The sequence below is a fragment of the Ruegeria sp. F11 genome, assembly GCF_056533855.1.
The window spans coordinates 88,045-107,782 of record NZ_JBQFOW010000007.1 but is presented as its reverse complement, the minus strand read 5'-3'; the positions used below and the strand labels follow the sequence as shown (position 1 = coordinate 107,782).

Genomic DNA, 19,738 nt, shown 5'->3' with positions numbered 1-19,738 from the left:
ATCACGCGGGCGGGAACAAGACTAGCGTCTGCAGCGCGGTTCCGACCGGTCCTTGCGTGTCATAGAGCACCGATTGCGACATCCCGATTCCGGTGTCCTGCCAATGCGAGACTGAGTCCGAGGCCAGCCAGTCCGAAACAGGCTCTCGGTGGATTTGCACGGTCAGGTCGGTGTTCATGAACCCCATCTCAGAGGTGGGCGCATTCCACGAGATACCGTTGCCGCAATCAGCCAGGGGGCAGAGCGATTGAATCGGCGACGGTCTCTCACCTTCCAGCAAGGCGGGCGTGCGCATCCATACAGCCTTGGGACCGGGTCCCTGATTGCCGCCTTCGGGGTACAGCACATCGACAAAATGGGCGAATCCCGGCAGGTCGTGGCGCAGTTCGCCGATTGGGAAAGGCCCGTTTACCGTTGCTTCCAGCGATAAGGGGGCGGTTTTGACGTTGGGCACATCGGCCATTGATTTCCGGATCAGGTGCATCGTCGTTGCCGTCGCACACAGCGTGTCGTCAAGGTCATGCACCGTGACCTTCGTCGTCGCCAGCGTCTTGGTATGTCGCGTGGTTTCAGCCGCCACGCGCAGCCCGGCGAGCGGCAAGGGGCGTAGCAAATCCACGGTCAGGCGGGTCAGCATCTTGTCGGGGCCGACCTCGGTTTCAGCCGCCCGCGCGATCAGCCCAGTCACAGGCCCGGCGTGGCAATGATCGGCGGACCAGGGGCCACGCGCCGGGTCAAGGCCGATGAACGCGCCATCTTCGGCAAGGTGGAAAAAGGGCTGCGCGTTGCGATCCGCTGTCATCGGGGCTGTCATCCTGTCTCTGCGCCTCGTGGGCGCAGGCATCGGGGTTTTCTTTTGCACACCAAACGGCATAGTCACGACAAACGCCACCCAAAACCGCCGCCCGGATAGGGTGACGCGGTGTCCCGGAAGGAGCAGACCTTGGCCTTATTGATAGATACCGGACTGTCCGACTGGATGAGCAACGCCGAAATCGCCGAGACGATTCTGCGACTGTCGCCCAGCGCCGATGTGCGCACGCCTGAGACACTCGGAAACCCGGACGAGATTTCGATGATCGCGGTCGTCGGCCTGACCGACAACCACCTTCACCAGTTCCCCAACCTTAAGCTGGTGCAGAAACTGGGGGCCGGGGTTGAGACCATCGTGGGCAACCCAAACCTGCCGCCTCATATCCGCGTGGCACGGCTGAAACCGGACGCCCCGGCGCGCGAGATTGCCGAGTGGTTTCTGGCCTATATCCTGCGCACGCAGCGCCATATGGGGTTTCACGAAGCGGCGCAGAGGCGTACCGAGTGGCTTCCGAAAGAACCGATCATCTCGCCCGAAACCGTGGTGGGCGTTCTGGGGCTGGGCCATATCGGCGATCGTACCGCCCGCATGCTGCACGCCGTGGGCTTTCCGGTCATCGGTTGGAGCCGTTCGGCCAAACAAATAGACGGGATAGAATGCCTGCACGGGCAAGACGCCCTGCCCGACATGCTGGGTCGCTGCGATCACGTCTGCGCCATTCTGCCTTCAACCCCGCAAACCAAAGGGCTGTTCGATGCAGGCCTGCTGGCCGCAATGAAACCCGGCAGCCAGTTGCTGAACGCGGGGCGCGGAGACCTGATCGACGAAGACGCGCTGATCGCTGCGCTGGACAACGGCACACCCGGCCATGCGGTTCTGGATGTGACGCGCCGAGAACCGCTGCCGCAAGATAGCCCGCTGTGGCAGCATCCGGGCGTTACGATCACACCGCATGTGTCGGGCTGGCATCTGGGAGATGCGCTGTCCGACGTGGCCGAGAACTTCCAGCGACTAACGACGGGCGCGCCACTTATGCATGAGGTGGACAGGGATCGGGGATACTAGGCCCGACGCCTCAGGGGGCCAGCACCCAGTTGCCCTCGGCATCCTTGCACCGACGCGTCCGCACCTCACGCGTCTGATCGCCCCCTTCCGGCTGAATGAAGTGCTGCAGGCGGACGCAATTGCCGTCGACTCCGTTCACCCGGATCGTGCCTTTTGAGCCGGTGTCTTCATTCACCCACGACCGCTCGGCCCCATTGCTGGGCACACCGCTTGCAAAAAGGGAATCCGACGCCGCGTTCAGCACTTCGAAATCGGCGGGGCTCAGGCCCATTTCCGCAATGATTCGCGATATCGGCTTGGCTTGCGCGGCAATCGCAAAGCCCGCGACGCTCAGAACAACAACTGCAAAAGAAATCCGGGCTTTCATGACGGCCTCGCTTGGCTAAAATCGGTTCGCCTTCAAGGATATACCTTGGCGCGGATGGGGCCAACCCCCGCGGCGGCCACCTTCAAAATATCCCGAACAAACCTATCGGAAGGCCACAGCTAGAGGCGCGACGCCATTGCCCGCATAGTGCCGGGCGAAACGATCCAAAGGCCCGCGATGACACATCCAACCTATTATGCACCCACCGGAGGGCACCCCGGTCAAGACCAGCTTCTGACCGACCGCGCAATGTTCACCGAGGCCTATGCGGTGATCCCCAAAGGCACCATGCGCGACATCACCACCAGCTCCCTTCCCTTCTGGGAGGGCACGCGGCTTTGGGTCCTCTCCCGCCCGCTCAGCGGTTTTGCCGAGACGTTTTCGCAATACATCATGGAGGTCCAACCCGGCGGCGGCAGCGACCACCCCGAAACCGACAGCCCCGCGCAAGCCGTTCTGTTTGTTGTCGAAGGGGCGGTCACGCTGACCTTGCAGGGCACGATTCACCATTTGGAAACAGGGGGCTACGCCTATATCCCACCAGGGTCGGACTGGACGCTACACAACAACAGCGATCAGACAGCGCGTTTTCACTGGGTCCGCAAGGCCTATCAGGCCGTCCCTGGCCTGCCCGCCCCGGACCCGATCATCACCAACGAGCGTGACGTCGCCACCACCCCAATGCCGGGCACCGAGGGTCGCTGGGCCACCACCCGCTTTGCCGACCCGCAGGATCTGCGCCACGACATGCATGTGAACATCGTGACGTTCGAACCCGGCGGCGTGATCCCCTTTGCTGAAACCCATGTGATGGAACATGGCCTGTACGTGCTTGAGGGCAAAGCCGTCTACCGGCTCAATCAGGACTGGGTCGAGGTCGAGGCCGGAGACTACATGTGGCTGCGCGCCTTCTGCCCACAGGCCTGTTACGCCGGAGGACCCGGGCGATTCCGCTATCTGCTCTATAAGGACGTCAATCGCCACATGCCGCTGACTTCGCCAACCGGCTAATGGGTAAATTACCGACAGTTTTATGGATTCTCCCCGGTCGGGGCTTCACACACGCCCCGGAATTTGCTGAAATCCAAGCAAATTCCTTTTTCGAGTACCGGAGATTGATCCATGAAACTGCATATTCCCCTGATGGCTGCTGCGGCCTTTGCCGCGCTGGCGATTGCCCAACCCGCCCCGGTTGCCGCCAAGGAAGAAACCAAATCCGTCTTCGTGATGAGCCGTACCTGGGCGGTGACACAGGTCTCGGACGCGCCGGTGATTTACCGCGCCACGCGCGACAACAACAACCTCAACCCGTTCGGCCCTCCGCCGCGCCTGCGCACCATTCAGGCTATCGCCGCGATTCAGGCCGCAACAGGCTGCAGACCGATCGTGCCGAGCATGTATCAGAACATCTCGGGGCAGTTCTTTTCGCAGGTCAGTTGCCCGTGAAATTGGTACAATACTTTCGTTGAGGTCGCCTGATCTGCCTGCCATAGCTTGCGCATGAAACTCGCGATCAACGGATTCGGCCGCATTGGCCGCACGATCCTGCGGCAGGTGCTGGCCCTACCGCAGGGGTCGGATATCGAGCTTGTGCTGATCAACGACATCGCACCGCTTGAGACCTGCGCCTACCTGTTCAAATACGACAGCACCTTTGGCCCCTACCCCGGTCACGTGACCGAAGGCAACGGCGCGTTGGTGGTGGATGGTCATGCGATTGCCATGACGCACAACGCCGATCTGGCGCAGGTCGATCTGTCGGGTGTGGACGTGGTACTTGACTGCACCGGGGTTGCCCGCAGTTCTGACTTCGCGCGCCGAGGGCTGACTGCTGGGGCAGGCAAAGTGCTGATCTCGGGCCCTTCGCCTGCCGCCGAGGTGACGGTTGTTCTGGGAGCCAACGAGGATCAGCTGGGCGTTGCCCGCGTCGTCTCGAACGCGTCCTGCACCACAAATGGGCTGGTGCCGCTGGTCAAGGTGCTGGACGGGATCGGAGGCGTTGCCTCGGGGCATATGACCACCATTCACTGCTACACAAACAGCCAGCCGATGGTTGATGCACCTCGCGGCGACCTCGCGCGGTCCCGTGCCGGGGCGCTGTCTATGGTGCCCACGACCTCGAGCGCGACGCATTTGATCGACGTGGTGCTGCCGCATCTGGCTGGGCGCATCTCGGGTGCCGCCGTGCGCGTCCCGACGGCCAGTGTCTCTGCGGTTGATCTTGTGGTGACGCTGGAGCGCGGCATGGGAACCGATGCCTTCGAAACCGCCCTGCGTCAGGCGGTCGACGCCTCGCCTGTTCTGGGGTGGACGGACCTTCCGCTTGTGTCCTCGGACCTGCGGTCCCGGCCGGAGTCGCTGGTCATCGCAGGCCCCGAAACCCGCATGGTCGGCGACAACCAGATCCGGGTCTTCGGATGGTACGACAATGAATGGGGCTTCTCGGCCCGCATGCTCGACGTCGCCCGCCTGATGGCCGACGGCTGATCTGACGATGCCGCAGCGGGCGGGCTTACCCGCGCGCTGCCCGGCCCAACCAATCATGGTGCATCTTTGATGCGCGCTGATCGGGCGGGAGCGCATGGTTTCAGCTTTCAACCACCTCGAACGGCTCTTCGAACCAGAACTCCTCAAGGTTCGCCCCGTCTCCAATCCGGTCGACGACGGCAAACAGGCCGGGCCCGTGCAACGGGGTCAGAACCCCATGCCAGGTGCCGCGATGATAGTTCACCGCCTGCCCCGGCACCGTGACAAAGGCGCGGGGTTCGCCGGGTTGGCCGCTGTTGTCCGTGGCAACGACTACAAGGAACGGTTGGTGGGTCATCGGGATAAAGGCCTGACTGCCTTCGGGGTGCCGCTCGACCATGTCCAGCCGATAAGGCAGGCCGCGCGGATTGGCGTCGAACAGGCTGATCCCGGCGCGTCCATGCGCAAAGTCCAGACGCGCCCGGTCGTGGAACCGTCCACATTGACCCTGATTGATGATCTTATCCGGCGCACCGGAGACCTCAATCACATCACCGAAAGGCGCAAACACGGCGGCTGTCAGCGGTTCGATCACGACCCGGCGGCTCATGACGGCAAAAGGTCCCTCAGGCGGAATTCGGCGATCCGTTCGACCTGCCGACAGGCCTCGGCAAACTCGGTGTCGCGGTCCTGATCGATCCGGCGCTGGAACGCCTGCAGGATCGAGGCCTTGTCGTGATCGCGTACCGCTATGATGAAGGGAAAGCCGAACTTTTCCGTATAGCGCTGGTTTAGATCGGTGAACGCCGCGCGTTCTTCATCCGTCAGCGCATCGAGTCCGGCCGAGGCTTGCTCGGACGTGCTTTCCTGCGTCAACCGCATGGCCTGCGCCAGCTTTCCGGCAAGATCGGGGTGGGCGGTCAGGACACCCAGTCGTTCCGCGTCCGAGGCCGCGCGAAACATGCGCGTCAGCGCGATGTGCAAGCCACCTGCTGTATTATGGGCGGGGCCAAGTTCCAGATCAAACGCGCGATCGGCGATCCAGGCGGAATGTTCGAAAATGCCGCCATAGGCCGCAACAAATTCTTCCCGCGCCATGCCTGAAGGTTTCGCGGCCGACACAGGCGGATGGGTCTTCGCCCAATGCTGCGCAACCTGCAGCCGCGTCGCGAACCACACATCTGAGAAGCCCCGCGCATAGTCCAGAAACCGCTTCAAGGCCATCACCCGCCCGGGACGCCCGATCAGGCGGCAATGCAACCCGATCGAGAGCATCTTGGGCGCGCCCGCCTCACCCTCGGCATACAGCGCATCGAAGCTATCTTTGAGGTAGGAAAAGAACTGATCGCCCGAGTTAAACCCCTGCGGCGTCGCAAAGCGCATGTCGTTGCAGTCCAGCGTGTAAGGCACGATCAACTGATCCCGCCCGCCTGTCTGCATCCAATAGGGAAGATCGTCGGCGTAGGTGTCGGCGACGTAGGCGAACCCGCCCTCCTCGGCCACCAACCGGACGGTGTTTTCGGAACAACGCCCGGTGTACCAGCCGAGCGGGCGGGTGCCGACGACCTCGGTGTGCAGACGAATGGCCCCGGCGATCTGGGCGCGTTCCTCGTCCTCGGGCATGTCCTTGTGTTCGATCCATTTCAGCCCGTGGCTGGCGATCTCCCACCCGGCGGATTTCATGGCGGCCACCTGATCGGGGGACCGGGCCAGCGCCGTCGCGACACCATAGACGGTAATCGGCAGGTCCTGCATCAATCGATGAAGCCGCCAGAACCCGGCCCGCGCGCCGTATTCATAGATCGACTCCATGTTCCAGTGGCGCTGCCCCGGCCATGGGGCGACCCCGACGACTTCGGAGAGAAATGCCTCGGACGCGTCATCGCCGTGCAGTATGCAGTTCTCGCCCCCTTCTTCGTAGTTCAGCACGATCTGCACGGCCAGCTTCGCCCCGCCTGGCCATTGGGCATCTGGCGGGTTGGCACCGTATCCGATCATGTCGCGGGGGTAACGAGGGGGCTGCATGGCGTCTTCCATAGTTAGGCGTTTCGACAGGCTTAGCCCAGAAATCGGTTCGGGATTATCAAATCAATCCGAACGCTGTTTCCGGTTCTTTCGGCATTTCCACTGTTTTGAAGTTTGTTCCACACTGTGGCAAACCGAAAAAGGCAAATCAAAGGAGATCGCCGTGGCTGGTTATCTGACGACCCATGTTCTGGACACGGCGCGCGGCTGCCCGGCCGAGGGGCTGCGCATTGTTCTGTACAAAACATCAGGGGATGGGCGTGAAAAACTCGCCGAGATGCAAACCAATTCCGACGGGCGCACCGATGGCCCGATCCTGCCGCAGGACGCGTTCGAAACCGGATCATACGAGTTGATCTTTCATGCCGGGGATTACCTGCGCGCGACCAATCAGGCAGGCGAAGACCCTCTGTTTCTGGACGAGATTCCGATCCGCTTCGGCCTGTCGGACGCCAACGCGCATTACCACGTGCCGCTGTTGCTGTCGCCTTACGGCTATTCGACCTATCGGGGAAGCTAGGCGTCATAGTTCTGAACTGCGCACCACCCCGCTGATCCGCTCGATCATGAAATCCATGAACAGGCGCGCCTTAGGGTCCTGATGGCGGCGGTGGGTGTATAGACAGGCCATCTGTACCGAAACCGGCGGCGTGTCCGAGGCAACCGGCACCAGACGCCCCGCTTTCAAATGATCGGCCACTTCGAAAACCGGTTTCATCGCAATCCCCTGACCCGACAGCGCCCAATCCGTCAGCACATCCCCGTCATCGCACTCAAACCGCCCCGAGACCGCGAACCTTTTAGGGCCGTCGGGCGTTTCCAGCATCCACTGGAATTCGGTCGCACCGGGATAGCGCAGGTTCAGGCATTCATGTTTGTCCGAGATCAGTTCCGCCCCCGTATGCGGCATCCCGCGACGTTTCACATAATCCGGGGCGGCGCAAAGCACGCGCTGGCAATCGGCGATCTTGCGGATGCGCAGGGTGCTGTCTTCGGGCTGGCCGATGAAAAACGCCAGATCCAACCCCTCGGTCGTCAGGTCGACGGAGCGGTCCGTCAGGCGCAGGCGCACGTCGATCTCGGGGTATTCCGCCAGAAAATCAGGCACATGCGGCGCAAGCAGCCGTCGCCCCACCCCCAGCGGGGCCGCCACAAAAAGCGATCCGCGGGGCGCTTCGGTCAGATGGGTCACCTGCGCCTCGGCGTCGTCCACCGCATCCAGAACCGCCACCGCGCCGGGATAGAACGCCTTGCCCTGCTCGGTTGGGGACAGGTTGCGGGTGGTGCGTTGAAACAATCGCACGCCCAGATGATCCTCTAGCTGAGAAATCCGGGCCGAGGTCACGGCAGGCGATATGCGCAGGTCTCGGCCAGCGGCGGACATGCTGCCCAGATCGTAGACGCGGACAAAGGTGCGGATATTGTCGAGATAGGACATCTTATCGTTTTTTTTGATACAGTTTGACAATATACGGGAATACCGAAGAAAAGCCCGTTTGCCTAGTGTGACGGCAACGCAATCGGAGACCTCTGAAATGTACGACTTCGCCGTGTTCTGGGACTGGATGGCTTTTGCCGTGCGCTGGCTGCACGTGATCACCGCCATCGCCTGGATCGGATCCTCTTTCTATTTCATCGCGCTGGACCTGGGCCTGAACCGCGACATCCCCGGCCCGGCTGATGGCGAGGAATGGCAGGTGCATGGCGGCGGCTTCTATCACATCCAGAAATATCTGGTCGCGCCCGAACGGATGCCCGAGCACCTGACCTGGTTCAAATGGGAAAGCTATGCGACGTGGCTAAGCGGTGCGGCGCTGCTGATGATCGTCTATTGGGTGGGCGGAGAGCTGTATCTGATCGACGCGCAGAAAGCCGATCTGGCGTTGTGGCAGGGCATATTGATCTCAGCCGCTTCGCTGACCGTCGGCTGGCTGGTCTATGATTTCCTTTGCAAGTCCGGTCTGGGCGAACGCCCGACGCTGCTGATGGTGCTGCTGTTCGCGCTGCTGGTGGTAATGGGCTGGGGCTATAACCAGATTTTTACCGGCCGCGCGATGATGCTGCATCTGGGCGCGTTTACCGCCACGATCATGACGGCGAATGTTTTCTTCATCATCATGCCGAACCAGCGCATCGTGGTGGATGACCTGAAGAACGGGCGAACCCCGGACCCGAAATACGGAAAAATCGCCAAGCTGCGCTCGACCCATAACAATTATCTGACGCTGCCGGTCGTGTTCCTGATGCTGTCGAACCATTACCCGCTGGCCTTCGCCACGCAGTACAACTGGATCATTGCCGCCCTGGTGTTCCTGATGGGCGTCACCATCCGGCACTATTTCAACACCCGCCACGCCCGCACGGGCAATCCGACCTGGACATGGCTCGCCACCGCCCTGTTGTTCATCGCCATCATGTGGCTGTCCACCGCGCCGATGTACAAACCGCTGGAAGAGGCCGAGGCGCAGCCGCTGACGCCTTACGAGGAACGCTTCGCCTCTGCCGCCGGGTTTGAAGAGGCGCATGACATCGTGCTGGGCCGCTGCTCGATGTGCCACGCGCGCGAGCCGGTTTGGGAAGGCATTCTCTGGGCCCCCAAGGGCGTGCTGCTTGAGACCGAGGCCGATATCGCCCGCAATGCGGAACAAATCTATCTGCAGGCCGGTGTCACCCATGCCATGCCGCCCGCCAATGTCACCTATATGGAACCCGAAGATCGCGACGCGATCATCCGCTGGGTGCGCAACGCCGGGCTATGACACGACTATTCCCCGCAAATTACCGGGCTGCGTGTTAATTTCCTTTCCCCGAGGGGATTCAGATGCTCTAACTGGAAATCAACCAGCCGCACAACAATGCGGCAAACATGATTTCGACTAGGGGCAGTTGGAGCCATCTGATGCAGGGGAACAAGCCGCAGGGCAGTCTTGGGCGCTGGCTTTTGGGCGCGCTGGCGGCTTTGATACCGACATCGGTCGCGGCGCTTGAAACCTCTCTGATCATACCCGGTGCATCCGAAGATCTGATTGACCGGATCGAGGAAACATCCTCGATCACAACCGCCGATTCCCGAGGGTTGAACACGCCGCTGGAAATTCTGTCCGGTGCCCTGTCGGATTACCGCACCATCGTTCAGATCCTCTATGACGAAGGCTATTTCAGCCCCGTCGTCAGCATCAAACTGGACGGTCGGGAAGCGGCTGACCTGAGTTCGCTCAGTGTGCCAACACAAATCAATCGCGCGGTCATTACCGTTGAAACCGGTCCAACGTTCAGGTTTGGCGAGGCCGTCGTTCAGCCGCTGGCCCCCAAAACCGTCCTGCCCGAGGAATTCGCCACCGGCAAACGGGCAACAACCGGGGCCATTCAACAGGCGGCCTCTGCCGGTGTTCAGGGCTGGCGGGATGCGGGCCACGCCAAGGCCGAAGTGGCCGGTCAGACGGTCATAGCCCGGCATGCGCAAAGGCGTCTGGATGCCGAGATCGATCTGGCCCCCGGCAGGCGGCTGACCTTTGGCAAGATGTTCATCCAAGGCGACACCGATGTGCGCCACCGGTCGATTGAAAAGATCGCAGGCTTTCCCAGCGGCGAGGTCTACTCTCCCGCCCAAATCCAGAAAGTCGGCACGCGCCTGCGGCGAACCGGCACCTTCAACGTGGTCTCGATTCAGGAGCGCGAAACGCCCAATCCCGACGGCACGCTGGATTTCGATGCCACGTTCGAGGATTTGCCCAAACGCCGCCTGACCTTCGGTGTGGAACTGGCCTCGCGCGATGGGATCGACGTGACGGCCACCTGGACCCACCGCAACGTGTTCCGGCGCGCCGAACGGCTGCGGTTCGAGGCGGCGCTGCGCAATATCGGCGGGTCCGAGGCCTTGGACGGGCGTCTGGGCCTGCGTCTGGATCAACCCGACCGTCTGGGCCCGGACGACAACACGTTCTGGAGCGCCCTGCTGGAGCAGCGCAACACCGACAACTACGATGTCACGGTCGCCTCTCTGTCCTATGGTGCGCGGCGCACGTTTTCGGACCGGCTCTATGCCGAAGCATCCGCAGGTTTCCAATTGTCGGATGCGGATGATGCCTTTGGCGACGGGCGGAAATTCCGATATTTCATCCTGCCCTTCCGGTCTGAATGGGATCGGCGCGACAGCCGGGTCAGCGCCACGCGGGGGTTTTATCTGGACTCGCAGGTGATGCCGTTTGTCGGGCTGTCCGGCACCGACACCGGCATTCGCCTGTTCTTTGACGGGCGCGCCTATACCAGCCTCAGAACAAACGGGCGCATCGTGCTGGCGGGGCGGGTGCAGCTGGGCTCGGTCCTTGGCCCGTCGCTGGATGGGGTCACGCCGGACTTCCTGTTCTTCTCGGGCGGCGCGGGCACGGTCAGGGGCCAGCCGTTTGAAAGCCTTGGCATCCCGGTCGGCACCGGTGTTGCGGGCGGCAAGTCGTTTCTGGGCCTGTCGGGCGAGCTGCGCGGCAAGGTCACCGACACCCTGTCTTTGGTCGGGTTTTATGACTACGGTGTGGTCGACACGTCCTCGTTCGTCGGTAGCGGCGCGGCAGATCACGGCGGGGCCGGGCTTGGGGTCAGATATGACCTTGGCGGGTTCGGACCGCTGCGCTTTGATCTGGCATGGCCGGTGTCGGGCACAACCGGCAATGGTTTGCAGTTCTATATCGGTATCGGTCAGGCATTTTGATACAGCGTCTTTCATATCCTCTGCTGATCGGCACCCTGACCTGTGCCCCGCTGGCGGTGCAGGCGCAAGAGGATGGCGGCGGCAGCATGATCGAACGCTTCCTGCAGGATACCTTGTCGGGCGACGACCAGAACGTGACCGTCCGGGGTCTGCAAGGGGCGCTCAGTTCCCGCGCCACGATTCAGGAGATCACAGTTTCCGATGACGAAGGCGTCTGGCTGACCATCAAGGATGCCGAACTGGACTGGAACCGCCTTGCCCTTATCCGGGGTCGGTTTTCCGTCAACGCCTTGACCGCGCAGGAAATCGATGTCGCCCGCGCGCCGGGGACGACCACCAAGGACACGCCGCCACCTTCGGCGGAAACCACGCCCTTTCAGTTGCCCGAACTGCCCGTGTCTATCGAGATCGGAGAGATTCGGATTGACGAGCTGTCGCTACGCGAACCGCTGATCGGCGTTGCCGCTGATCTGGCCGTGAACGGCAACCTGTCGCTGGCGGATGGAACACTGGACACCAATCTTGACATCACCCGGCTGGACCAGGCCGGGGATGAGATCAAACTGGCCGCAGGCTTTCAGAATTCCAACAGCCAGATCGATCTGGATTTGCAGGTGATCGAGGCCTCTGGCGGGCTGATCTCGACTGCGCTGAAAATACCCGACAGCCCGCCGATCGGGTTGACGGCCAAAGGTTCGGGCCCGGTCACCGATTTCACCGCCGATATCGGCCTAAGCAGCGACAACCAGTTACGCATCACCGGTCAGGTGCGGTTGCGTGCAGCCCCGACCGCCGCGGCAAGTGCCGAAGACGGGATTGCCTTTACGGCCGATCTGGGCGGTGACCTGACACCCTTTATCGCAGACGATCTGGACACGTTCTTTGGCACCCAGACCCGCCTGTTCGTGGACGGGCTGACCAAGCCTGACGGTGCGCTGGATATCAGCGATCTGGAACTGACGACCGAAGCGCTGAACCTGAAAGGCGAATTGCAATTGGCCGCCGGCGGGACCCTGCAACTCGCCGCCCTGCAGGGTCGTATCACACCGCCCGAGGGGACCTCGGTCGTGTTGCCGGTCTCGGGTGGCGAGACCTCGATTGAGGCAGCACAGCTCTCGGCGCTGTTTGATCGGACGACCGGCAACCTTTGGGATCTGAGCCTGACGGCAAACACGTTCAAGTCGCCCCAGATCAGTCTGGATCGCGCGCAGATCACGGCGCAAGGTACGTTGGAACAGGGCGATATCCTGAAAGTCGACGGCGATCTGCAAGCCGCGCTTGACGGGATCGACATGACCGACCAGGCGCTGAATGCAGCCCTTGGGGACCGGATCACGCTGGACGGTCTGTTCGATTATGGCAGCGACGAATCCCTGAACCTGTCGGGGTTCGAACTGGTCGGATCAGATTATGCGCTTGGCGTTGACGCGCTGATCAGCGGCTTGACCAGCGGGTTGCAGGTGGACGGCTCGGCTCGGCTTGAGGCGTCGGACTTATCGCGGTTCTCGGAATTGGCAAAGCTCGAACTGGGCGGGAACGCCTCTGTCCGGGTCGAGGGAAACGGTTCGCCGCTTGAGGGCAGTTTCGACGGCAAGCTTGTCGTCGAGGGCAATGATCTGTCCACCGGGCGCGACGACATCGACCCGGTGATCAAGGGCGAAACCACGATCACGGTCGATGCCAAGCGCGGCGAAGATGGCGTGACATTGCGGGATTTCTCGGTGATAAACAACGCCCTGCGCGCGCAGGCGAGCGGCACGGTCACGACACCTGACGGTAATGTTTCCATCGACGGTCAGGCCAGCGTCGATGCGCGCGATCTGTCGGTCTTTTCCGGCCTCGCGAAACGCGAACTGGGCGGGTCGGTGCAGGCAAAGCTGGACGGCAAGGGCACCATTCAGACGCTGGAATTCGACGGCACGGCAAGTGTTTCGGGCCGCAACATCCAGACCGGAATGGATGACATTGACCCGCTGCTGACCGGTCAGACCTCGGTCGAGTTCGACGGGGCCATCAGTCAGGATCAGATCGTCATCCGCGAGGCCAAGGTGAACGGGAACGCCCTGACCGCGCAGGTCGCTGCCACCATTGACGATCCGACCGGCAAGCTGGCGGTGGACGGCCAAGCGCAGGTCAACGCGCCGGACATGTCGCTGTTTTCGGGGCTGGCCCAGCGCGATCTGGCGGGTTCGGTTCAGGCCGATCTGCAGGGCCAGGGGGCCATGGGCAGCAAGTATTTCGACCTGCAGGGCAACGTGACCGCAGACGACATTCAAACCGGCATAGACCTGGCCGACAAACTGATTCAGGGCCGTACGGCGCTGAACGTGGATGCGGTGAATGATGATCAGGGGCTGAATATCCGTACCTTCTCTCTGAAGGGCTCGGCCCTGTCGGCAAACGCGTCGGGACAGTTGGAGAAGGACTCTGGCGGGCTGGATTTCTCGGCCACGCTGGATGATGTAGGGCGCTTGTCAAACACCCTGTCCGGCCCGTTGCAACTGGACGGCAATGTGGCCCCCACCGGGTCGGGGCTTGAGGGCAACGCGCGGCTGCAAGGGCCCGACAGCTCCTACGCCAGCCTTGTGGGCACTGTGGACACGGACGGCTCCGCAGATGTGGATTTCGACGCCAAGTTCAACCGGATCGAGCGGTTCGCCCCCGATTTCCCCGGTAGCATTTCAGCCACCGGCAGCGCGCAACGCGCCAATGGCGTCTGGACCGTCGACGCCAAGGCCGAAGGACCGGCTGAGATCAGCAGCAATGTGAAGGGCACGTTCGACGAAACCTCGGGCGACGCCGATCTGACAGCAGAGGGCGGGGTCAATATCGGCATCGCCAACCTCTTCATCACGCCCAACAAAATCGACGGCACCGCCCGGTACAACCTTTCGCTAAAGGGCAAACCGGCGCTGGAAGCTTTAAGCGGTTCGATCACGACCTCGGGCACCTCGCTGGCGATTCCGACCGCAGGGCAGACCATTACCGGCATCAGCGGCTCGGTCGATCTGGCGCAAAGCCGGGCCACGATCTCGCTGAACGGCGGTATGCGTGCCGGGGGCAATTTCACGGTCAGCGGGCCGGTGGACCTGACGCCACCTTTCAATGCGCAGATCACGACCGCGCTCAACAATCTGGTGCTGACTGACCAACTGCTTTACGAGACCACGCTGAACGGCCAGATCGCCATGACCGGGGCTTTGGCCGGGAACAGCGCGCTTTCGGGGCAGATCAATTTTGGCGAAACCAATATCAATCTGGCCGCCGCCTCGGGCGCGGTGGGAGCGGCCCCGATCCCCGAGATCGAGCATGTGAACGAAAGCCGCGCCAGCTTTGTCACCCGCGAACGGGCGCAACTGGTGGTGTCCGAAACCGAGGCGAAAGGCGATTCCCGGATTTCGCTGGATATCAGCCTGCTGGCCCCCAAGGCCGTCTTTGTCCGCGGGCGCGGTGTGAACGCGGAACTAGGGGGGCGTCTGTTCATTGGTGGCACAACGACCGCCGTTGTGCCCTCGGGCCAGATCGAACTGATCCGGGGGAATTTCGATATCCTCGGCCGCCGTCTGGCGCTGACCAAAGGAATTGTGACGCTGCAGGGCGACCTGACGCCTTATATCGAGTTCGAATCTTCGACCAGCACCTCGGACGGGACGGCCACGATTGAAATCGCCGGGCCGCTGGATGCGCCCGAGGTCAACGTGTTCTCGGACCCCGAACGCCCGGCTGAGGAAGCGCTTGCCATGCTGCTGTTCGGAAACCGGTTTTCCGAGCTTTCGCCATTTGTGATCGCGCAAATGGCGGCGTCACTGGCGCAACTCAGCGGCGCGGGCGGGGATGCAACCAAGGGGCTGCGCAAATCCACCGGGCTCGACACGGTCGATATCGGCGCGACAGAGGGCGGAGCCGGTCGTCTGGGCGCGGGCGCGTATCTGAGCGACAATCTCTACACCGATTTCACCGTCAACACCGAAGGCGATACCGAGGTCAATTTGAACCTGGACGTCACCGACAATTTCACCGTGCGCGGCACCGTCGACGGGCGCGGCGAAACCGGCATCGGTCTGTTCTTCGAGCGCGACTACTGAGCGCGGCGAATGCCGATGGGCTGACCAATCTGTGGCGCAGGCTCCAACCCCTGATGATCCTTAACCATGCGGGCCAGTCGTTTGACCGCCCAATCCGGGTAGGGTGCGGACCGGCCCGTCGCATGGCTGACATTCATGAACAACGCCTCCTGCGTGGCACATATGCCGCCGTCAGAGTCCGAGATCATCTGCCCGAAATAATGCCCCCGCTTCTGGTCCGAATCCAACATGCGGAACTGGAAGTGAAACGGGGTATCCGCTTTCACTTCACGCAGAAAATTCAGATGCGATTGCAACACATACGGCCCCTGCCCTGCGGCCTGAACCTGCAACTCACCCAGCCCGAGATGTTCGACCAGCAGAACCTCGAACGCCATGTCGAAGGCCACGCCGTAGTAACCGACATTCATGTGACCGTTATAGTCGATCCACTCAGGCTGCACTTCGATCCCGCGCACCTCAACCGGGGCCGGGTAAGGGCCATCATGCCCGCCAAAAGGGGTGTCTGACTGCATCTGTTTACCCGCCTTCCTGATCTTCGAATATGGCAACCGCCCGGACAAACCCGGCGGACGCGCCTTTGATCTTGAACGGAAAGCACGAGATTTCGAAACCCGTCGGCGGCAGGGCTTCCAGATTGGTCAGCTTCTCGATGTGGCAATAGCCGATATCCATCGAGGCCCGGTGCCCCTCCCAGATGATCGAGGGGTCTTGAGTTGCGGCATAGGCCTGCGCCGTCAGAGGAAAGGGGGCATCCCAACTCCAGGCATCGGTGCCGGTCACGCGCACCCCGCGTTCGGTCAGGTACAGCGTCGCCTCGCGACCGATGCCGCAGCCTTTCATAAGGTAATCGGGTTTGCCGTAATGGGTTCCGGCGGCGGTGTTGACGACGACGATATCAAGTGGCTGCAGATCGTGCCCAATGCGCTTCAGTTCGGCTTCGACATCGGCGGCGGTGGCGACATAACCATCCTCGAAATGCCGGAAATCCAGCTTCACGCCGGGGTTCATGCACCACTCCAGCGGCACCTCATCAATGGTTATGGCCCGCTCGCCTTTGTTCATGGTCGAGTGGTGGTGATACGGCGCATCCAGATGGGTGCCGTTATGGGTGGCAATGTGCAGGCGTTCGATGGCCCAGCCTTCACCGCCCGGCAGGTCCTGTTTCTGCAACCCGGGAAAGAAGGCCATGACCTGTTCGGCGGTCTGGTCGTGGGTCATATACTCGATCTCGGGCACCATGATCGGCGGGTCCGATACGATGCCGGTTTCCAGCGGAACGGACAGATCGACAAAACGGCGCGGCATGCATTCCCCCTGGGCTGATTGCCGCCACAGGGTTGGCCGCGCACATTGTGCTGTCAAGATACGAAACAGGCGACCCCGTCAGGGCCGCCTGTCTCAGCTTGGTGAGTGGTGGTGGTTTATTCCGCCGCGATGGCGTCTTCGAATTTTTCAACGCGGATGGCCGAGAACTTGAACTCGGGGATTTTTCCATAGGGGTCGATCGCCGAGTTGGTCAGGATATTCGCCGCCGCCTCGACATAGGCGAAGGGGATGAACACCATGTCCTCGGCAATAGCCCGGTCGGCGCGCACCATGATCTCGATAGATCCGCGCCGGGTGGTCAGGCGGATGGTCTCGCCCGGTTCAATGTCCATCAGCTTTAGCGTGCGGGGGTTCATCGAACAGTTCGCCTCGGGTTCGACCGCGTCCAGAACCTTGGCGCGACGGGTCATTGACCCGGTGTGCCAGTGTTCCAGTTGCCGCCCAGTCGTCGCGATCATCGGATATTCGTCGTCCGGCGCTTCATCCGGCGGGATGACGCTGGCCGGGGTGAAGCGGGCCTTGCCATCGGCGCGCGGGAAACCGTCGCCGAACACGATGGACTGGCCCGGATCGGTCTCGCTGAGCGACGGATAGGTGATGGTTTCGTTTTCCAGACGTTCCCACGTGATGTTGTCGAGCGACTCCATGGTCAGCTTCATCTCGGCAAAGACCTGAGACACATCAGTGTAATCCCAGCTCAGACCGATACGTTGCGCCAGTTCGACCGTGATCGCCCAATCCTCGCGCGCCTCACCCGGAGGGGTCACGGCGGGGCGGACCCGCTGCACCTGACGGTTGGTGTTCGACACCGTGCCGTTCTTTTCGTAAAGCGCCGAGGCCGGCAGGATGATGTCGGCATAGTTCGCCGTTTCGGTCAGGAAGATATCCTGCACGATCATCAGGTCCAGCTTGGCCAGCGCATCGCGGGCATGGTTCACATCCGGATCGGACATGGCCGGGTTTTCACCCAGAATGTACATACCCTTGATGTTGCGCGCATAAATCTGGTCGATGATCTCGGTGACGGTCAAACCTTTCTCGTTCGAGAAATCCTCGGACCCCCAGACATTCGTGAACTGCGCGCGAATGCTGTCATCGGTGACTGTCTTATAGTCCGGCAGGAACATCGGGATCAGCCCCGCATCCGAGGCCCCCTGAACGTTGTTCTGCCCCCGCAGCGGGTGCAGACCCGCGCCGGGTTTGCCGACATTGCCGGTCATCAGAGCCAGCGAGATCAGGCAGCGCGAATTATCCGTACCGTGGATATGCTGGCTGACGCCCATGCCCCAGAAGATCAGACCAGCCTTGGCTTGCGCAAAGGTGCGCGCCACACGGCGCAGCTGATCGGGTTCGATACCGCAGATCGGGGCCATCGCTTCGGGCGTGAACTGGCGCAGATGCTCTTTCTCGGCCTCCCAGTTCTCGGTCCAGCGGTGGATGTATTGGCTATCATAAAGCTCTTCTTCGACGATCACATTCATGATCGCGTTCAGCATCGAGACATCGGCACCGGGACGGAACTGCAGCATCTCATCGGCGAATTTGCGCATCCCGACGCCGCGCGGGTCCATCACGATCAGCTTGCCGCCGCGCTTGGCGAATTGTTTGAAATAGGTCGCCGCAACGGGGTGGTTTTCGATCGGGTTGGCCCCGATGATGATCGCCACATCCGCATCCTTGATATCGTTGAACGCCGCCGTCACCGCGCCCGAACCCACGTTCTCGATCAACGCTGCCACTGATGAGGCGTGACACAGACGTGTGCAGTGATCGACATTGTTGTGGCCAAAGCCCTGACGGATGAACTTCTGGAACAGATAGGCCTCTTCGTTGGTGCATTTGGCCGAACCGAACCCCGCCACGCTGCGCGGATCTTCGTCGCGCAGGGTCTTCAGCCGGGTGGCGGCCAGATCCATCGCCTCATCCCAAGTCGCCTCGCGGAAATGGGTCGACAGGTTCGCGGGATCGACATTCAGACCCTTGGCGGGCGCGTCGTCCCGCCGGATCAGCGGCTTGGTCAGACGGTGCGGGTGGTGGATATAGTCGAACCCGAACCGGCCCTTGACGCAAAGACGGCCTTCGTTGGCGGGGCCATTGATGCCCTCGACATATTTGACCTTGCCGTCCTTGACCTTCAGCGAAACCTTGCAGCCCACGCCGCAGAACGGGCAGACGCTTTCGGTCTCGCTGTCGTAATCCTTGCTGTCGCCGCGCTGCTGATCATCCAGCACCGTTGCTGGCATCAGCGCCCCGGTCGGGCAGGCCTGAACGCATTCTCCGCAGGCCACACAAGTCGATTCACCCATCGGGTCGTTCTGGTCAAATACCACCTGCGCAGTGTGGCCACGGCCAGCCATGCCGATCACGTCATTCACCTGCACGTCGCGGCAGGCGCGCACGCAGAGATTGCAGTTGATACAGGCGTCCAGATTGACGCGCATCGCCACGTGGCTGTCATCCAGCAGCGGAATCTTCTCGGGCTCTTTCGCCGGAAAGCGGCTGTCGCTGAGGTCATTCAGCTTGGCCATGTCCCAGAAATGGCTCGAGGTGTCATGCGCCTGCTCGGGCTGATCGGCCAGCAGCAGTTCCATGACCAGCGCACGCGATTTCTCGGCACGTTCGGTGTCGGTCTTGACCACCATCCCGTCCACCGCCGGACGGATGCACGAGGCGACCAGAGTGCGCTCGCCCTCGACCTCAACCATACAGGCGCGGCAGTTGCCGTCGGGTTTGTAGCCCGGTTGCGGCTTGTGGCACAGGTGCGGAATTGTGAATCCCTGACCCTTGGCGGCTTCCCAGATGGTCCAGCCCTCGGGCACGGTGACATCTTCGCCGTTCAGGTTGAAGGTGACGGTCTTGTTTGGGCTTGCGTCAAGCATGGC

Annotated in this window: 16 protein-coding genes; 8 read left to right on the top strand and 8 right to left on the bottom strand. The window is 61.9% G+C overall.

Features of this window, described 5'->3' with window-relative positions:
• Window position 1: 1 nt before the first annotated feature.
• Window positions 2–802 (bottom strand): thioesterase family protein, encoded by an 801-nt coding sequence (locus ACR0NJ_RS11050; RefSeq protein WP_480817185.1) that lies wholly within the window; start codon window positions 800–802, stop codon window positions 2–4.
• 141 nt (window positions 803–943) lie between these two features.
• On the opposite strand from ACR0NJ_RS11050, the gene ACR0NJ_RS11045 reads away from it, so the two are divergent.
• On the top strand, window positions 944–1,879 hold the full coding sequence (locus ACR0NJ_RS11045; protein WP_480817184.1) for a 2-hydroxyacid dehydrogenase: 936 nt from the start codon (window positions 944–946) through the stop codon (window positions 1,877–1,879).
• Window positions 1,880–1,889: 10 nt separating this feature from the next.
• Here ACR0NJ_RS11045 and ACR0NJ_RS11040 read toward each other — a convergent pair whose 3' ends face one another.
• Window positions 1,890–2,246, bottom strand: a complete 357-nt coding sequence (locus tag ACR0NJ_RS11040) for a hypothetical protein (RefSeq protein WP_480817183.1) — start codon at window positions 2,244–2,246, stop codon at window positions 1,890–1,892.
• 177 nt (window positions 2,247–2,423) lie between these two features.
• Here ACR0NJ_RS11040 and ACR0NJ_RS11035 point away from each other — a divergent pair, with 177 nt between their 5' ends.
• From ACR0NJ_RS11035 to ACR0NJ_RS11025, 3 genes are all read left to right on the top strand, one after another.
• Window positions 2,424–3,257, top strand: coding sequence for a bifunctional allantoicase/(S)-ureidoglycine aminohydrolase (locus tag ACR0NJ_RS11035; protein WP_480817182.1), 834 nt, complete (start codon window positions 2,424–2,426; stop codon window positions 3,255–3,257).
• A gap of 111 nt (window positions 3,258–3,368) precedes the next feature.
• Entirely contained in the window at window positions 3,369–3,692 is a 324-nt protein-coding gene (locus tag ACR0NJ_RS11030) for a hypothetical protein (protein WP_480817181.1), read from the top strand.
• 54 nt (window positions 3,693–3,746) lie between these two features.
• Entirely contained in the window at window positions 3,747–4,733 is a 987-nt protein-coding gene (locus tag ACR0NJ_RS11025) for a type I glyceraldehyde-3-phosphate dehydrogenase (protein ID WP_480817180.1), read from the top strand.
• Between the two features lie 100 nt (window positions 4,734–4,833).
• On the opposite strand, the gene ACR0NJ_RS11020 is transcribed toward ACR0NJ_RS11025, so the two are convergent.
• Window positions 4,834–5,322 (bottom strand): ureidoglycolate lyase, encoded by a 489-nt coding sequence (locus tag ACR0NJ_RS11020; RefSeq protein ID WP_480817179.1) that lies wholly within the window; start codon window positions 5,320–5,322, stop codon window positions 4,834–4,836.
• Entirely contained in the window at window positions 5,319–6,737 is a 1,419-nt protein-coding gene (gene puuE / locus ACR0NJ_RS11015) for an allantoinase PuuE (RefSeq protein WP_480817178.1), read from the bottom strand. The genes ACR0NJ_RS11020 and puuE overlap by 4 nt, the downstream gene beginning before the upstream one ends.
• A gap of 163 nt (window positions 6,738–6,900) precedes the next feature.
• Here puuE and uraH point away from each other — a divergent pair, with 163 nt between their 5' ends.
• Window positions 6,901–7,257: a hydroxyisourate hydrolase gene (uraH, locus tag ACR0NJ_RS11010; RefSeq protein ID WP_480817177.1), complete on the top strand. Its 357-nt coding sequence runs from the start codon at window positions 6,901–6,903 to the stop codon at window positions 7,255–7,257.
• A 3-nt stretch (window positions 7,258–7,260) separates the two neighbouring features.
• Here the strand turns inward: uraH and ACR0NJ_RS11005 are convergent, their stop codons facing one another.
• A complete protein-coding gene (locus ACR0NJ_RS11005) occupies window positions 7,261–8,175 on the bottom strand; it encodes a LysR family transcriptional regulator (protein ID WP_480817176.1) in 915 nt (304 codons plus the stop codon).
• 97 nt (window positions 8,176–8,272) lie between these two features.
• Here ACR0NJ_RS11005 and ACR0NJ_RS11000 point away from each other — a divergent pair, with 97 nt between their 5' ends.
• From ACR0NJ_RS11000 to ACR0NJ_RS10990, 3 genes are all read left to right on the top strand, one after another.
• The gene (locus ACR0NJ_RS11000) at window positions 8,273–9,496 is read left to right on the top strand and encodes a urate hydroxylase PuuD (RefSeq protein ID WP_480817175.1); all 1,224 of its coding nucleotides are present in this window, start codon (window positions 8,273–8,275) and stop codon (window positions 9,494–9,496) included.
• 140 nt (window positions 9,497–9,636) lie between these two features.
• Window positions 9,637–11,442 carry an autotransporter assembly complex protein TamA gene (locus tag ACR0NJ_RS10995; protein ID WP_480817174.1) on the top strand — a complete coding sequence of 602 codons (1,806 nt, stop codon included), beginning with the start codon at window positions 9,637–9,639 and terminating at the stop codon, window positions 11,440–11,442.
• Window positions 11,439–15,527: a translocation/assembly module TamB domain-containing protein gene (locus ACR0NJ_RS10990; protein WP_480817173.1), complete on the top strand. Its 4,089-nt coding sequence runs from the start codon at window positions 11,439–11,441 to the stop codon at window positions 15,525–15,527. The genes ACR0NJ_RS10995 and ACR0NJ_RS10990 overlap by 4 nt, the downstream gene beginning before the upstream one ends.
• Here the strand turns inward: ACR0NJ_RS10990 and ACR0NJ_RS10985 are convergent.
• From ACR0NJ_RS10985 to fdhF, 3 genes are all read right to left on the bottom strand, one after another.
• Window positions 15,521–16,042, bottom strand: coding sequence for a thioesterase family protein (locus tag ACR0NJ_RS10985; RefSeq protein WP_480817172.1), 522 nt, complete (start codon window positions 16,040–16,042; stop codon window positions 15,521–15,523). The two genes, ACR0NJ_RS10990 and ACR0NJ_RS10985, sit on opposite strands and share 7 nt — an antisense overlap.
• A gap of 4 nt (window positions 16,043–16,046) precedes the next feature.
• Window positions 16,047–16,835: a cyclase family protein gene (locus ACR0NJ_RS10980; protein WP_480817171.1), complete on the bottom strand. Its 789-nt coding sequence runs from the start codon at window positions 16,833–16,835 to the stop codon at window positions 16,047–16,049.
• Window positions 16,836–16,951: 116 nt separating this feature from the next.
• Window positions 16,952–19,735 (bottom strand): formate dehydrogenase subunit alpha, encoded by a 2,784-nt coding sequence (gene fdhF / locus ACR0NJ_RS10975; protein WP_480817170.1) that lies wholly within the window; start codon window positions 19,733–19,735, stop codon window positions 16,952–16,954.
• Window positions 19,736–19,738: the final 3 nt, after the last annotated feature.

Bases quoted from the DNA above. Each gene is read 5' to 3' on its own strand.
- ACR0NJ_RS10980 (WP_480817171.1), bottom strand. From the start codon at position 16,835: ATGCCGCGCCGTTTTGTCGATCTGTCCGTTCCGCTGGAAACCGGCATC.
- ACR0NJ_RS11000 (WP_480817175.1), top strand. From the start codon at position 8,273: ATGTACGACTTCGCCGTGTTCTGGGACTGGATGGCTTTTGCCGTGCGC.
- ACR0NJ_RS10985 (WP_480817172.1), bottom strand. From the start codon at position 16,042: ATGCAGTCAGACACCCCTTTTGGCGGGCATGATGGCCCTTACCCGGCC.
- ACR0NJ_RS11035 (WP_480817182.1), top strand. From the start codon at position 2,424: ATGACACATCCAACCTATTATGCACCCACCGGAGGGCACCCCGGTCAA.
- ACR0NJ_RS10995 (WP_480817174.1), top strand. From the start codon at position 9,637: ATGCAGGGGAACAAGCCGCAGGGCAGTCTTGGGCGCTGGCTTTTGGGC.
- fdhF (WP_480817170.1), bottom strand. From the start codon at position 19,735: ATGCTTGACGCAAGCCCAAACAAGACCGTCACCTTCAACCTGAACGGC.
- ACR0NJ_RS11025 (WP_480817180.1), top strand. From the start codon at position 3,747: ATGAAACTCGCGATCAACGGATTCGGCCGCATTGGCCGCACGATCCTG.
- ACR0NJ_RS11040 (WP_480817183.1), bottom strand. From the start codon at position 2,246: ATGAAAGCCCGGATTTCTTTTGCAGTTGTTGTTCTGAGCGTCGCGGGC.
- ACR0NJ_RS11030 (WP_480817181.1), top strand. From the start codon at position 3,369: ATGAAACTGCATATTCCCCTGATGGCTGCTGCGGCCTTTGCCGCGCTG.
- ACR0NJ_RS11050 (WP_480817185.1), bottom strand. From the start codon at position 802: ATGACAGCGGATCGCAACGCGCAGCCCTTTTTCCACCTTGCCGAAGAT.
- ACR0NJ_RS11005 (WP_480817176.1), bottom strand. From the start codon at position 8,175: ATGTCCTATCTCGACAATATCCGCACCTTTGTCCGCGTCTACGATCTG.
- ACR0NJ_RS11020 (WP_480817179.1), bottom strand. From the start codon at position 5,322: ATGAGCCGCCGGGTCGTGATCGAACCGCTGACAGCCGCCGTGTTTGCG.
- puuE (WP_480817178.1), bottom strand. From the start codon at position 6,737: ATGCAGCCCCCTCGTTACCCCCGCGACATGATCGGATACGGTGCCAAC.